Origin of the sequence: Mitsuaria sp. WAJ17, from assembly GCF_014174515.1 — a bacterium.
Taxonomy (GTDB): Bacteria; Pseudomonadota; Gammaproteobacteria; order Burkholderiales; family Burkholderiaceae_C; genus Roseateles_B.
Window position 1 is genome coordinate 1 of record NZ_JACJUG010000013.1, and the last position, 12,222, is coordinate 12,222.

A 12,222-nucleotide genomic window follows, 5' to 3' on the forward strand; every position below is an offset into this window, starting at 1 on the left:
CCTTGCCGCGCCGCGCGGCGCCGCAAGGCCTGCTGCGGGTGCGGGTGCCGGCGGGCGCTGGGTGCTGGCCCTGCTGGTGCTGGCGATTGGCGGCGTTCTCGCGGCCTGGCTCTGGCCCCAGCGCGCAGCAAAGGAAGACGACTGGGCCGGTCTGCGGCAGAGTTTCTCTGCGCCCGGCCACACGGAAGAGGAGCTCCAGGCCTTGCTGCGCCGCAAGGAGGCCCTGCTGCAACGCTCGCCGGCCCTTCGCGAGCGCGAGGCCCAGGACGCTGCCCGCGACCGTGAGGCGCGCAGCCTGGACCTGCTGGACCAGCCCATGGAGGTCTACCTGGGTACCGGCACCATGACCATCCCCCGCGTGCAGCTCGTGCTGGGCAGCTTTGACGGCCCGGCCCTGCGCAGCTACATCCTGAAGAACCGGGAGACCTTGGTCAGGGAGGTCAACCGGGCGCTCAATGCTGCGAAGCCCGAGCGGCTCCTGGGGCCGGATGCGGAGCAGAACCTGCAGACCCTGATCCAGGACACCTTGACGACCGCCCTGGGCACGCAGCCCCAGGAGACCTACCCCTCCACCTGGTTCGAGTCCCCCGGGCGCTATGGCGTGGTGGCGGTGCAGCTGCCGGGGCGCTACAGCTTCAAGGCCTACAGTCTGGGGTCGGGCTGAGACGGGTCTGCGGCGGGCTCGGGCCGGCCAGCCGTTCGTCGTCCGCCCCTGCGTTTCGTCCCCCGGTGCAGCCGATTCACGACATTTCCGGCGACAGCCGCGAGGCCTGGGGCTATGGTCCGGGCTTGTACAGGGCAAGGGATGCCCGGCAACGCTTGGAGGACCCATGGAGATCGAACAGCAGAGTTGGCGGGCACGACGCCGCTGCGAGCGCAGGCGGCACCGCGGGGACGGGTGTGGTGGTTTCGGGCTCTTCCTGATCCTCGTCGGCCTGGTGCTGCTGGTGCAGCGCAATGGTTGGCCCAGCTGGTTCCAGTTCGAGGCGCCCTGGTCCGTGGTGATCGCTGCGCTGGCCGGCCTGAGCCTGCTGCTGGCGCGCACGGCGCGCGGCCTGAGCCGGGCCTTGTTCCTGGGCGCCGTGGCCGCCTGGTTCTACGCCTGCGAGACGGGCTGGCAGGGCTTCAGCTTCCAGCAGTCCTGGCCCTGGCTGCTGATCGCGCTGGGTGTGGCCAAGATTCTTCACTTCCTGCTGGATCGAGGGGAGGGCGAGGCATGAGCACAGGCAACACACCGACACGCGCCGCGCGCCACCAGCTGTGGCTGGGCCTGGCCTTGGTCCTGGCAGGCGGGGTCTTCCTGCTGGACAACCTCCACTTCCTGGAGCTGCGCCGCATCCTGCCCTTCTGGCCGGTGCTGCTGGTGGCCCTGGGCGCCGCGCGCCTGCTGACGGCCGCGCCGGGCGACAAGGGTGAACAGATCGTGGGTGGCCTGCTGCTGGGCTTGGGCAGCCTGATGCTGCTGCGCCGCCTGGGCTGGTTGCACATGGAGTGGCGCGACTTCTGGCCCCTGGTGCTGATCGGCCTGGGCATTCTGGTGATGACGCGGCAGCCGAGCCGGGGCGGACCTTTCGGCCAGGTGAACCGGGACGTCCACGATCGCCAGCTGGACGTCAAGGCCGTGCTGAGCGGCCAGCAGTTCCGGGTGCAGACCCCTGACTTCGTCGGCGGCCAGGTGCAGGCCGTGCTGGCAGGCGTCGAGCTGGACCTCAGCCAGGCGGGATTCGAGCGAGCGGTGCTGGAGGTCTCGGTGGTGATGGCCGGCCTGGAGCTGCGCCTGCCGCCGGACTGCCGGCTGCGGGTCACGGCCTCCTCGGTGCTGGGCCAGGTCGAGGACAAGACCCAGCCACTGCCTGGCGCCAGCCGTGAGCTGGAGCTGCGGGGTTCTCTGGTCCTGGGCGGGATCACCGTTCGGCACTGAGCGAGGGCGCGCCCGGCGGGGCGCTCAAGGGAAGGCTCAAGCGGGTGTTCAAGCGGGTGCTTAGCGCGCGCCCGGCACCGTGCTGCAGTTGGCCACGCCGAAGCGATCCACGAAGAGCCGGAACTGCTGCCCAGGCTTCAGCGCCTGCCATTGCTGCAGGCTCAGTCGGCAGGTCCAGTCGCGCTCCTTGGCATCCACCATGAGTACCTCGTAGACGCCCTTGTACCGGCCGATGCGCTCAGCGCCGGCCTGGTTCGGCCGCAGCTCCGCCAGCACCGGCGAGCCCCACTGCGGCGGCTGCTCATGGCCGCCCTCCGTGCGCACGGTGCGCAGCGGGCGCCATTGCAGGCCGGTGTACCGGCAATGCGGGCTGGGTTCGTGCCGCTGGCCGCTGGGGTCCTCCATCAGCTTGCGCTGGACTTCCTGCACGCCGGCGGGCATCTCGTCACACCAACTGGAATCGTTGACCTGGACCAGGCGTTCGACCTCGATGTCACGCTGCCAGTGCAAGGACTGGATGGTGACCCACTCGCCCCGCGGGCCGAAGAGCTTCCAGCCCAGGGGGGCGAAGAGCAGGGCAATGATCAGGGCGGCGATGCGGTGCTGGCGCTCGCGGTGCGAGAGGAAGTGGAGGCTGGCGGGCATGGCGCCATTGTCGATCCAGTGGCGGGCTACCTTGGCTTCGCGGCTGGCCGCTTCAGGCCGGCTGCCCTTCGCGGCGACGCTGTTCGCGGCGCAGTCGCACGGCTTCGGTGACGGCGGCCAGCTCCTCGCTCTGGCGGGCCAGCTCGCCGCGCAGGCGCATGTGGTCGCTCACCGCCTCGTCCAACGCGCCCAGGTCGGTGCGCATCTGGTCCCAGACCGGCTGCGCTGCCGAGGGCAGCCGCTCACGCCGTGCCCGGCCCAGCCGCCATCCCCAGCTGATACCGAGGACCAGGGCCAGCGCGGCACTGCTGGCGACCAGGCCCAGCAGGTGGCGGTTCAGGGCCAGGGTGTCCGGCGTCGGGGCGGCGTCTTCCAGGCGCCGGACCTGCAGGGACCAGCGCTGGCCGTTGTTGACCGGAAGAATCCAGGTGGCCGGACCCGAGAGCCCGTCATGGACCCGGCGTGCCTGCGGTCCACCCTGCCAGGCCTCGGTCCAGGCGGGGGTGTCGGCCACCAGCAGCAGCTCCGAGCGGAAGGGCGTGTTGAGCGCATAGGAGCGCAGCACGGCCAGGGTCTCCTGGCGGGCGCGGAAGGCCAGCACGTCGTCATTCTGGACGCCGGGCTGGCGCAGGGGGCGGGCCAGCTCGCCGGCCAGCCGTCTCACGGCCTGGTACTCGGCCAGGCGAGCGTCGGCCTGCAGCGTCGGCGGCAATGCCGCCTGGAGCTGCAGGTACTGATGGCAGCTCAAACCGGCCAATCCAGCCAGCAGGGCCAGGACCAGCCCCAGGCGCCAGCGACGTGACATGACATTGTTCTCCCTGATTGCGCGCATCCTAGGGAGTCGGAGCCGGCCGCTCGCTGAGGGTTTGACCGCAGCGCCGTGCACTACTGCACGAACGGTCGTGCGGCACGGTGCCCGGCCCCGGGGTCAGGGTTTGACGGCGCCTGCCGAGCGCGAGACGAACTGGGCCAGGGCCTCGATGTCGGCGGCGTCCAGCTTGCCGGCATAGCTGGGCATGACGCCCAGCCCGCTTTGCAGCACCCGTCGCACGCGGGCGGCGTCTGGCTTGAGCTCGTCCAGCACCGGGCCGATCTCGCCGCTGCTGCCCGCGGCGGCCAGCGTGTGGCAGGTCGCGCAGGGCGGAGCGGCCTTGGCCGTGAACAGCTCGCGTCCGCGCTGCGTTTGTGTGTCCTCGGCCGCCTGGGCCGCGGGGCAGAAGCCCGCGGCCAGCAGGGGCAGCAGCAGCCCCGCCAGGGTCTGACGCAAGCTGGGGTCAGGTCTTGTCATCAGGCCACCACCAGCTTGACGGCGTGGTCGCGCCAGCTGTTGTTGTTGTAGCCATGGGCATTCTCGACACGGTCAGCCGGCTGCACATTGCCCGCGGCATCAACGGCGCGGCTGGCGAGCTGGTAGGTGCCCGCGGGCAACTGCACGGAGAGCGCGAACTGGCGCCAGGCGAAGCGGCCGAGGTCTGGGCCGACCAGACGTGCCGTGTGCCAGCTGTCGCCGCCGTCCACGCTCACCTCCACCCGCTCGATGGCCTTGGTGCCGCCGAAGGCCACGCCATGGATCTGCACCCGGCCTGCCTTGACGGGGCCGGCGTCGGCCGTCGGGCCGTTGATCCAGGACTTGACGTTCATCTCCCAGACCGAGTCTTGGTCCGGGCTGCTCAGGGCGCCCGGCGGGGTCATGCGGTAGCCGTGGGCCATGATCTTGGCCTTGGACTCGCTGGCGCCGAAGGACAGGCGCTTGATGTACTTGATGTTGTTGACGCCCTGGTAGCCCGGCACGATCAGGCGCAGGGGGCCGCCATGGGCCAGGGACAGGGGCTCGCCGTTCATCTCCCAGGCCAGCAGGCAGTCCTCCAGGGCCTTGATGGGCACCGAACGCTCGACGACCACGCTCAGCGGGTCAACGCCCTCGGGCAGCTTCTCGCCACCGGTGCCGGTCAGGAACACGGCGCCTTCGGCCAGGCCGCCCAGCGCGGCGACGACATGGCGCACCGGCACGCCGCTCCACAGCACGCAGCCCGCGGCGCCCACGGTCCAGGGTGTGCCGCTGGGCTTGCTGGGGAAGAAGCCGCGGCCGTTGCCCGAGCACTGCAGCACGGTGGCGACGGTCTCCAGGCCCAGGGTCTTGAGCTCGGCCAGGCTGAGGCTGCGCGGCTGCTTCACGCCGCTGACCTCCAGGGTCCATTCGTCGCGCTTGTCCAGAATGCTGGCGTCCGGCGCGGGCAGGTTGTTGCGGATGTAGAGCTGCTGGGCGGGCGTGACGACGCTGCTGCCGAAGGCACTGCGGCGGGTCTCGATGGTGGTGCCGCTGTGGACCACCAGCGCGGCTGGGTTCTTCCAGGCGGCGTAGGCGGGCAGGGGTTTGGTCGGCGGCAGAGTCGCAGGGGACGCCCCCTGGGCCTGGGCCCAACTGCTGAGGCCCAGGGCGCCCAGCGCGGTGGCAGCGCCCCCCAGCACACGGCGGCGGGCAATCAGATCGTCATGGCTCATCTTGGCTCCTTATCGTCATGGTCTCGGCCCGGAGGGCGCAGCGCGCATTGTGGGGGTTGGCGTATTGCGCGCGCCCCCGTTCCAGAGGACGTAGCTGTGACGATCTGAAACAAAACTCACCGTCATTCGACAGTGTGTGTGCGGATGTCCCACTACGCTGAGCGCCTATCAAAACAGTTGGGGATGTTCATGAGCAAGAAAAATGTCATGCGTGCCTTGGGAGCACTGGCGATGGGCCTGCAGCTGGCAGGGCTGGCGCAGGCGGCGGTCAATGCCATGGTGGTGGTGGAACCCACGCAGCGCAAGGCGGGGCTGACCGTCTCCCAGCAGGGCGTCGAGGCTGGGTTGGGCAAAGTGCTGGGGCAGCCCGTCAGCCTGGGGACCAGCGAGGACCTCACCGACATGATGCGAGCCACGCGCAGCGGCGGCTATGAACTCTTCATCGGCCCGGCCCAGATCGCGGCCTCCGCGCTGAGCCGCGGCTATGAGCTGCTGGGTGCGACCCAGAGCTCCGAGCCCTTCGTGCTGGTGGCCCGCGCCGAGCTGGCGGACCTCGGTGCCCTGCGCGGCAAGCGCCTGTACCTGCCCCAGCAGGATTCCATCTATACCTACATGGCGCGCGGCCTGCTGACCCAGGGTGGTCTGTCCATGCAGGACCTGCGCGTGGCGCATGAACGCTATCCACAGGCCGGCCTGGCTGCCCTGCTGGTGGGCAGTGCGGACGCGACGGTGGTGCGCCAGAGCGAATGGAAGGAATGGCAGGGCCAGTACGGCCAGGCGGCCAAGGTGCTGGCCAGCTCCGAGCCCGTGCCCGGCGGTTTCAGTGTGGTCGTGAAGAAGGACATGCCGGCCGAGGCCCGGTCCCGCCTTGCCCAGTGGTTCGCCGCCGTGCCTGCCGGCACGGGCCTGAGCCAGGCGCGCTTCAAGCCCGAGATGCAGGAGTACAAGCGCGTGGCCGACCTCGGCCACTTCACGCCCATCCAATTGCCCGGCGTCACGCGCGTGAGCGCCCGCGAGGCCCAGCAGCTGCAGGCCAAGGGCGCCGTGCTGGTGGACACCCGCATCGAGAAGGAGTACCAGGCCCGCCACATCCGCGGTGCCTTGTGGCTGCCCTATGTGGAAAAGAGCCTCAAGGACGTGGCCTTCAATGCCTCCCTCGACGACTTCAGCGCCCTGGAAAGGACGGACAAGATCAAGCCCTCGCAGGCGGTGATCTTTGCCTGCAATGGCGCCGAGTGCTGGAAGTCCTACAAGGCCGCCAAGATGGCGCAGGCCAAGGGCTTCAAGACGGTGTACTGGCTGCGCGGCGGCCTGCCCGAGTGGGAGGCCGAGGGCCTGCCGGTGGAGGCTGCGGGCAGCTGAGCCCTCGAGGCCGGGCGGGCGAAGATGTCATGAAAGCCCAATGCCCGCCTCATCGTTTTCCCTTCATGCCTGTCCCCTGCAGCATTGACTGTAGGCCCTGACAGTTGGCGCCCCGTAGGCGCCTCCATAGAGTCGCCGGCAGCCTGAGCACCACCACGGGGGTGGTGTGCAGGCGCCCCTCAAACTCGATGGAGTCACCGATGAACCCAACCATGGTCAAGTGGGCAATCCTGGCCGGCGCTGCCACCGCAGCGGTCTCGGCCCAGGCCGCAGGTCTGTCTGTCCGTCTGGAAGTGGCCAGCCCGGTGCTAAAGGGCGACGTGGATGTGCACGTCACCTTGACGCTCACCAACACCTCGCGCATGCCCTTGTTCCTGCCCAAGGCTCAACTGCCGGGCGAGGTGCATGAGTCCGCGCTGTTCCGCATCACACGCGACGGCGAACCCGTGGCCTATACCGGCCGTCTGGTGAAGCGCACCGCCGCATCTGGGCACGAAGTCGTGCGCCTGGCTCCCGGCACGTCCATGAGCTTCCAGGTGGAACTGACCGGCGGCTATGACCTGAGCCAGAACGGCCGCTATGCCATCGAGTACGTGGGCCTGGCCAAGCAGCAGTCGGGTCAGACGGCCCTGCTGGCACCGGATGCCGGCAGCGCTCCGGTCTACCTGTGGCTGGAGGGCCGCACCCAGCAGCCCGAGGCGCAGGCCACGCTGGCGCCTTCACTGGCGGCCTCCATTTCCTACACGGGCAACTGCACGTCCACGCAGAAGAGCACGCTGGCCAGCGCCGTCACCGCCGCAAGCAACTACTCGCAGTCCGCCTATACCTACCTGAGCGCCACGCCCTCGGCGACCACGCGCTACAAGACCTGGTTCGGTGCCTTCAGCACCACGGGTTGGAGCACGGCCAAGGCGCACTTTTCCAAGACGCTGGACGCATTCAAGACCAAGGCCCTGACCCTGGATTGCAGCTGCAAGGACTCGGGCACCTATGCCTACGTCTACCCCAACCAGCCCTACAAGATCTATGTGTGCGGCGCCTTCTGGTCAGCACCGATGACGGGCACGGACTCCAAGGGCGGCACCCTGGTGCATGAGATGACCCACTTCACGGTGGTCGCGGGCACCGATGACTGGGCCTATGGCCAGAGCGCGGCCAAGTCGCTGGCGCTGTCCAACCCGACCAAGGCGCTGGACAACGCGGACAGTCACGAGTACTTCGCCGAGAACACGCCAAGTCTGCCGTGAGCTGTTGACCCCTCGCCCAGTTTCGCCCCGCTGAACGCGGGCGAAGCTGGGCGGTCCCCCGGGGGGGACGGCTCGGGGCGGCCCGGCGCAGGCCCGCTGGTTTCGTGGCGCTGCGCGCGCGGGGTCAGGCAGGGCCAAATGAAAAAGGCAGGCTTGCGGGCCTGCCTTTGGCTTTGTGCGGCGGCGCGCTATTCCTCGGCCAGCAGGTCCTGCACGGCCTCGTTCCAGTTCTCGAGCTCTTCGTCGTCGATCTGCAGCCAGTCCATGGCGCGGCGGTGGTGGCTGGCCCAGTCGGCATCCTGGGGCAAACCCTCGTGGCGACGCATCAGGTGCTCGGCGATCAGGCCAGCGGCAACAAGGGTGTGAACCTCGGGCTCGATGTCGGCATTGCCCAGTGACACTAAGTCATGGTGCAGGCGGATAGCCGCCATCAGCGACGGCGCCAGGTTCCAGGCGCGGGCCAGCAGGGCACCGACCACGGCGTGGTCGGTCTTGTGGTTAGCATTCTCGGTGGCGATGTAGGGGCGGTCGATGCGCGCGCCAGCCTCCACCATCGTCGCGCCATAGCCACGTACGCTCTGAAGCAGGACCGGGATGCCCACATGGCAGAACAGGCCGTAGGTATGGGCCAGGTCCGGCGAAAGGCCCGGCAGCTGGCGGGCGATGTAGCGCATGGCATGGGCGCGCTTGGCCGCACGCTGCCAAAAACGTGTCAGGTGCGGGCTGTTGACTGGGATGGCATTGCGCAGCGCGAACCCGGTCAGAATGGCCGCGGTCTCGTCCAGGCCCAGGCGCGTCATGGCCTGGCCCACAGAGCTGCAGGGCATGCCGTCGGCGAGGTGCAGCGGACTGTTGGCGATACGCAGCAGGATGGCGGACATGGCCACGTCGCTGGCCGCGATGCGGGCCACCTCAGTGAGGTCCGGCTCAGGGCCCTGCATGGCCAACTGCAGGCGCTGCAGCATCTCGGGGCAGGGGGGGATGACGATCTGGCGCAGGGGACCGGTGGCGCGGGCCTGGTCCAGTTCCTGGCGAATGGCTTGCGACTTCATGGGGGGTGTGGAGCCGTCAAAGAGGTGGCGGCGATGCGCCCGATTATCGGGGGGGCGTCAGGCCCGGGCCGGACGCAAACTGTGGAAATTGCCCGCTCTGCGAGCTTTGCTGCGCCCGCGTCCGGCGCTGCCCCGCATTTCGCCGCCGGGGGGAGGGACGGGCAAGCGATACTGGCCCCGCCCCATCCACCGGTTTCCCTCCAGTTTCAGAGAACTCCACCAGGCATCCCTTGCTGTCGTTGACTGCTCTCCATGCCCCTGCGAGGTGCCCTGCCGCAGGCTTGCGGCAGACTCTGCCCTGGCCCGCGTTGCGGCGTGGGCGGCAGCTCCTGCTGCTGGCGCTGCTGGCCGGCCTGTGGCTGGGGAGCCAGGCCCTGGACAGCAACCGCCTGCTGGAGATTGCCGCCGGCCGCTCGGCCAAGGCCCTGGCTGGCGCACGAGCCCTCACGCAGATGCTCGAGAAGGCCCAGGGGCTGGACGAGGAGGGCCGCCTCGCCGCGGTCAACGACTTCTACAACCGCCGCATCCAGTTCCGTGATGACCAGGACGTCTGGGGCGTGGTGGACTACTGGGCCAGCCCGCTGGAGACCCTGGAGAAGGGCCGGGGGGATTGCGAGGACTACGCCATCGCCAAGTACTTCAGCCTGCTGGCGCTGGGCCTGGAGCCGACCCAGCTGCGCCTGGTCTACGTGCGGGCCCTGCTCGACGGCCGTCCGCAGGCCCATATGGTGCTGGCCTACTATGCGCAGCCGCAGTCCGAGCCCCTGATCCTGGACAACCTGCAGGCCCAGGTGCGTCCGGCGTCGTCCCGCACCGACCTGTCGCCGGTCTTCAGCTTCAACAGCGAGGGGCTGTGGAGCGGCGTGGCGGGTGCGTCGGCTGGCAACCCGACAACCCGCCTGTCGCAATGGCGCGACGCGCTGGGCAAGGCCAGGGCGGAGGGCTTCTAATGAACAGTGCCGAGGGGAATCACTCACCATGTCTTTGATGCGTCAAGTCGCGGCTCTGCTGCTCGCCGTGCTGCTGCTGGCCCTGTTGGCCAGCGTGGCCGTATCGGCCAGCTCGGTGCGCGAGGTGCTGCAGACCCAGCTGCAGCTGAAGAACGAGGACAACGCCGGCGCCCTGGCCCTGGCCCTGTCCCAGCAGCAGGGCGACGAGAGCCTGATGAGCCTGCTGGTCTCGGCGCAGTTCGACACCGGCGCCTACCAGTCCCTGCGCTGGAAGCGGGCCGATGGCACGGTCGCTTTCGAGAAGACGGCTGCCGGCACCAAGGGCAGTGCGCCCGCCTGGTTCATCGCCTGGCTCCCGCTGGACGTGCGGCCCGGCGTGGCCCAGGTCTCGGACGGATGGAAGTCGATGGGCAGCGTGGAGGTGCGCAGCCAGAGCGCCTTCGCCCACGAGACGTTGTGGCAGAGCTTCCTGCGCATCGCCGCCTGGCTGGCCGGCGTGGGCGCCGTGGCGGTGGGCCTGGCAGCGCTGGGCCTGCGCCGCATCCGCGAACCGCTGGATGCCGCGGTGCAGCAGGCCAATGCCCTGGTCCAGGGCCAGTTCTTGACCATCGAGGAAGCCCGCGTGCCCGAGCTCGCCCGCCTGACCGGTGCGCTCAACGCCATGGTGGCCAAGGTCCGCTCCCTGTTCGAGGCGCAGGCCGAACAGCTGCAGGTGCTGCAGCGCCAGGCCTATTGCGACGGGCTGACCGGGCTGACGGTGCGCAAGCAGTTCCTGGCCGAGTTCGAGTCCGCACTCAACCGCGATGACGGCCCGGTGCGCGGCGGCTTCATCCTGATGCGACTGTGCGCGCTGGCTGAACTCAACCAGCGCCTGGGCCATCAGCAGGTCGATCAGCTGATCCAGACCATCGCCCGGGCGGTGAAGGCCTACCCCGATCGGGTGCGCGGCTGCCTGGCCGGACGCCTCAACGGGGCCGACCTCGCCCTGTGGCTGCCCGCCCCGGACGTGGCCGAGGACACGGCCCATGCCCTGGCCGAAGCCCTGCGCTCGGGCCTGCATGGCGGCGAAGGCGGCGTGCACCTGGCCGTGGCGGCCGTCGATATGGGGCGCAGCCGGCCGATGTCTCAATGGTTTGCCGAGGCCGATGCCGTGCTGGCCCGCGCCGAGCAGGGCACGGGTGTCTGCCTGGCCTTCCAGCGCGTGGCGGACGAGGACCAGCCGGCACAGGGCGAGCGTGTCTGGCGCCAGCAGATCAGCGACTGCCTGGACGCCGGCCGCGCGCGCCTGCAGCCTTTCCCCGTGATGGACCGCCAGGGCCTGCTGCTGCATTGGGAGTGCCCTCTGCAGCTGCAGCTGCTGCCGCAGGGCGACTTCCTCCAGGCCGCGCGCTGGCTGCCCCTGGCCCTGCGCAGCAAGCTCAGCGCCGAGACCGACCTTCGCGCCGTGCAACTGGCGCTGGCGGCGATCTCGGAAGACGGCCAGCCCCGCTGCGTCAACGTGGCGCCTGCCTCGCTGCAGGAGGGGGGCTTTGTCGCACGGCTGCGCGAGCTGGTCTTCCAGTCGCCGCAGTCCGCGCGCCGCCTGGGGCTGGAGCTGGGCGAGTCGGCTGCGCAGCTGCATTTTGAGCTGCTGCACGAGCTGGGTCGCCAGATCCGCCCGCTGGGCGTGGCCCTGGGGCTGGAGCATGCGGGCGCGGGTCTGGCCCAGGTCGATCGCCTCTATCAGGCCGGCCTGGACTATGTGAAGCTGGATGCGGCGGTGGTCAGTGGCATCGCCGGGGACGCCTCGCGGGCTGCCTTCGTGAGGGGCCTGGTCATCATGCTGCGCAGCCTGGCGCTGAAGGTCTATGCCGAGGGTGTCAACGACGGCCTGGACGCCCAGGCCCTGTGGGACATCGAGATCGACGGCATCACCGGTCCCTGGGCGACGGGGCAGATGATCAAGCCCTGAGCGCCGGGTCCGGGCCGCTGCGGCACGGCCTCAGCGGATGTCGGCGCTGTGCAGGCCGTAGCCCAGGCCGCGGCGGCGGTCTTCGAAGAAGCAGACGAGGGTCTCGCGCACGGTGCGGAAGGCCAGCTCGTCCCAGGGGATCTCGTCCTCGCGAAAGAGCCGGGCCTCCAGCGTCTCGGGGCCTGGATTGAACTCGGGCGACAGCAGCCGCGCCCGATAGAAGAGGTGGACCTGGCCTGCCTGCACCACGTTGTGCACGCAGTAAAGCCCCTGCAGCTCGATGCGGGCGCCGGCTTCCTCGTCGGTCTCGCGCAGCGCGCCCTCGGCGGTGGTCTCGCCCAGTTCCATGAAGCCGGCCGGCAGGGTCCACTTGCCGTAGCGAGGCTCGATGGCTCGCCTGCACAGCAGGATCTGGTCTTCCCACACCGGCAGGGTGCCCACCACATTGAGCGGGTTCTCGTAGTGGATGGCGCTGCAGACGGTGCAGGTGGCCCGCTCGCGGTTGTCATCGGCCGGCACCTGGTAGGCGACCTGGCTGCCGCAGCTGGGGCAATGCTTGAAGCGTCGGGTGAGGAACATCGATCCAGTGTAG

General features: G+C 69.6%; 13 protein-coding genes. 7 read left to right on the forward strand and 6 right to left on the reverse strand.

Features of this window, described 5'->3' with window-relative positions; all coding sequences use genetic code 11:
- The 3 genes from H5407_RS12035 to H5407_RS12045 all read left to right on the forward strand — a co-directional run.
- Positions 1-664, forward strand: a 664-nt coding sequence (locus H5407_RS12035; protein WP_183104697.1) for a hypothetical protein, incomplete at its 5' end; no start/stop codon positions are given.
- Positions 665-830: 166 nt separating this feature from the next.
- Positions 831-1,220: a LiaF transmembrane domain-containing protein gene (locus H5407_RS12040; RefSeq protein ID WP_183104698.1), complete on the forward strand. Its 390-nt coding sequence runs from the start codon at positions 831-833 to the stop codon at positions 1,218-1,220.
- Positions 1,217-1,921, forward strand: a complete 705-nt coding sequence (locus tag H5407_RS12045) for a LiaI-LiaF-like domain-containing protein (RefSeq protein ID WP_183104699.1) — start codon at positions 1,217-1,219, stop codon at positions 1,919-1,921. Before H5407_RS12040 ends, H5407_RS12045 begins: the two co-directional genes overlap by 4 nt.
- 60 nt (positions 1,922-1,981) lie before the next feature.
- On the opposite strand, the gene H5407_RS12050 is transcribed toward H5407_RS12045, so the two are convergent.
- The 4 genes from H5407_RS12050 to H5407_RS12065 form a co-directional block, all read right to left on the reverse strand.
- Entirely contained in the window at positions 1,982-2,566 is a 585-nt protein-coding gene (locus H5407_RS12050; protein ID WP_183104700.1) for a hypothetical protein, read from the reverse strand.
- A gap of 52 nt (positions 2,567-2,618) precedes the next feature.
- On the reverse strand, positions 2,619-3,371 hold the full coding sequence (locus H5407_RS12055) for a hypothetical protein (protein WP_183104701.1): 753 nt from the start codon (positions 3,369-3,371) through the stop codon (positions 2,619-2,621).
- Positions 3,372-3,494: 123 nt separating this feature from the next.
- Positions 3,495-3,854 (reverse strand): cytochrome c, encoded by a 360-nt coding sequence (locus tag H5407_RS12060; protein ID WP_183104702.1) that lies wholly within the window; start codon positions 3,852-3,854, stop codon positions 3,495-3,497.
- A complete protein-coding gene (locus H5407_RS12065; RefSeq protein ID WP_183104703.1) occupies positions 3,854-5,068 on the reverse strand; it encodes a sulfite oxidase in 1,215 nt (404 codons plus the stop codon). Before H5407_RS12065 ends, H5407_RS12060 begins: the two co-directional genes overlap by 1 nt.
- Positions 5,069-5,257: 189 nt before the next feature.
- Here H5407_RS12065 and H5407_RS12070 point away from each other — a divergent pair, with 189 nt between their 5' ends.
- Positions 5,258-6,430, forward strand: coding sequence for a rhodanese-like domain-containing protein (locus H5407_RS12070; protein ID WP_255501211.1), 1,173 nt, complete (start codon positions 5,258-5,260; stop codon positions 6,428-6,430).
- Positions 6,431-6,630: 200 nt separating this feature from the next.
- Positions 6,631-7,677 (forward strand): M35 family metallo-endopeptidase, encoded by a 1,047-nt coding sequence (locus H5407_RS12075; RefSeq protein ID WP_183104705.1) that lies wholly within the window; start codon positions 6,631-6,633, stop codon positions 7,675-7,677.
- A gap of 188 nt (positions 7,678-7,865) precedes the next feature.
- Here H5407_RS12075 and H5407_RS12080 read toward each other — a convergent pair whose 3' ends face one another.
- On the reverse strand, positions 7,866-8,729 hold the full coding sequence (locus tag H5407_RS12080; RefSeq protein WP_183104706.1) for an HDOD domain-containing protein: 864 nt from the start codon (positions 8,727-8,729) through the stop codon (positions 7,866-7,868).
- A gap of 281 nt (positions 8,730-9,010) precedes the next feature.
- Between H5407_RS12080 and H5407_RS12085 the strand changes: the two genes are divergently transcribed.
- Both H5407_RS12085 and H5407_RS12090 read left to right on the forward strand, forming a co-directional pair.
- On the forward strand, positions 9,011-9,679 hold the full coding sequence (locus tag H5407_RS12085; protein WP_255501212.1) for a transglutaminase-like cysteine peptidase: 669 nt from the start codon (positions 9,011-9,013) through the stop codon (positions 9,677-9,679).
- Positions 9,680-9,707: 28 nt separating this feature from the next.
- Positions 9,708-11,630 (forward strand): LapD/MoxY N-terminal periplasmic domain-containing protein, encoded by a 1,923-nt coding sequence (locus H5407_RS12090; RefSeq protein WP_183104707.1) that lies wholly within the window; start codon positions 9,708-9,710, stop codon positions 11,628-11,630.
- Positions 11,631-11,660: 30 nt separating this feature from the next.
- Here the strand turns inward: H5407_RS12090 and H5407_RS12095 are convergent, their stop codons facing one another.
- On the reverse strand, positions 11,661-12,209 hold the full coding sequence (locus H5407_RS12095; RefSeq protein ID WP_183104708.1) for an NUDIX hydrolase: 549 nt from the start codon (positions 12,207-12,209) through the stop codon (positions 11,661-11,663).
- Positions 12,210-12,222: the final 13 nt, after the last annotated feature.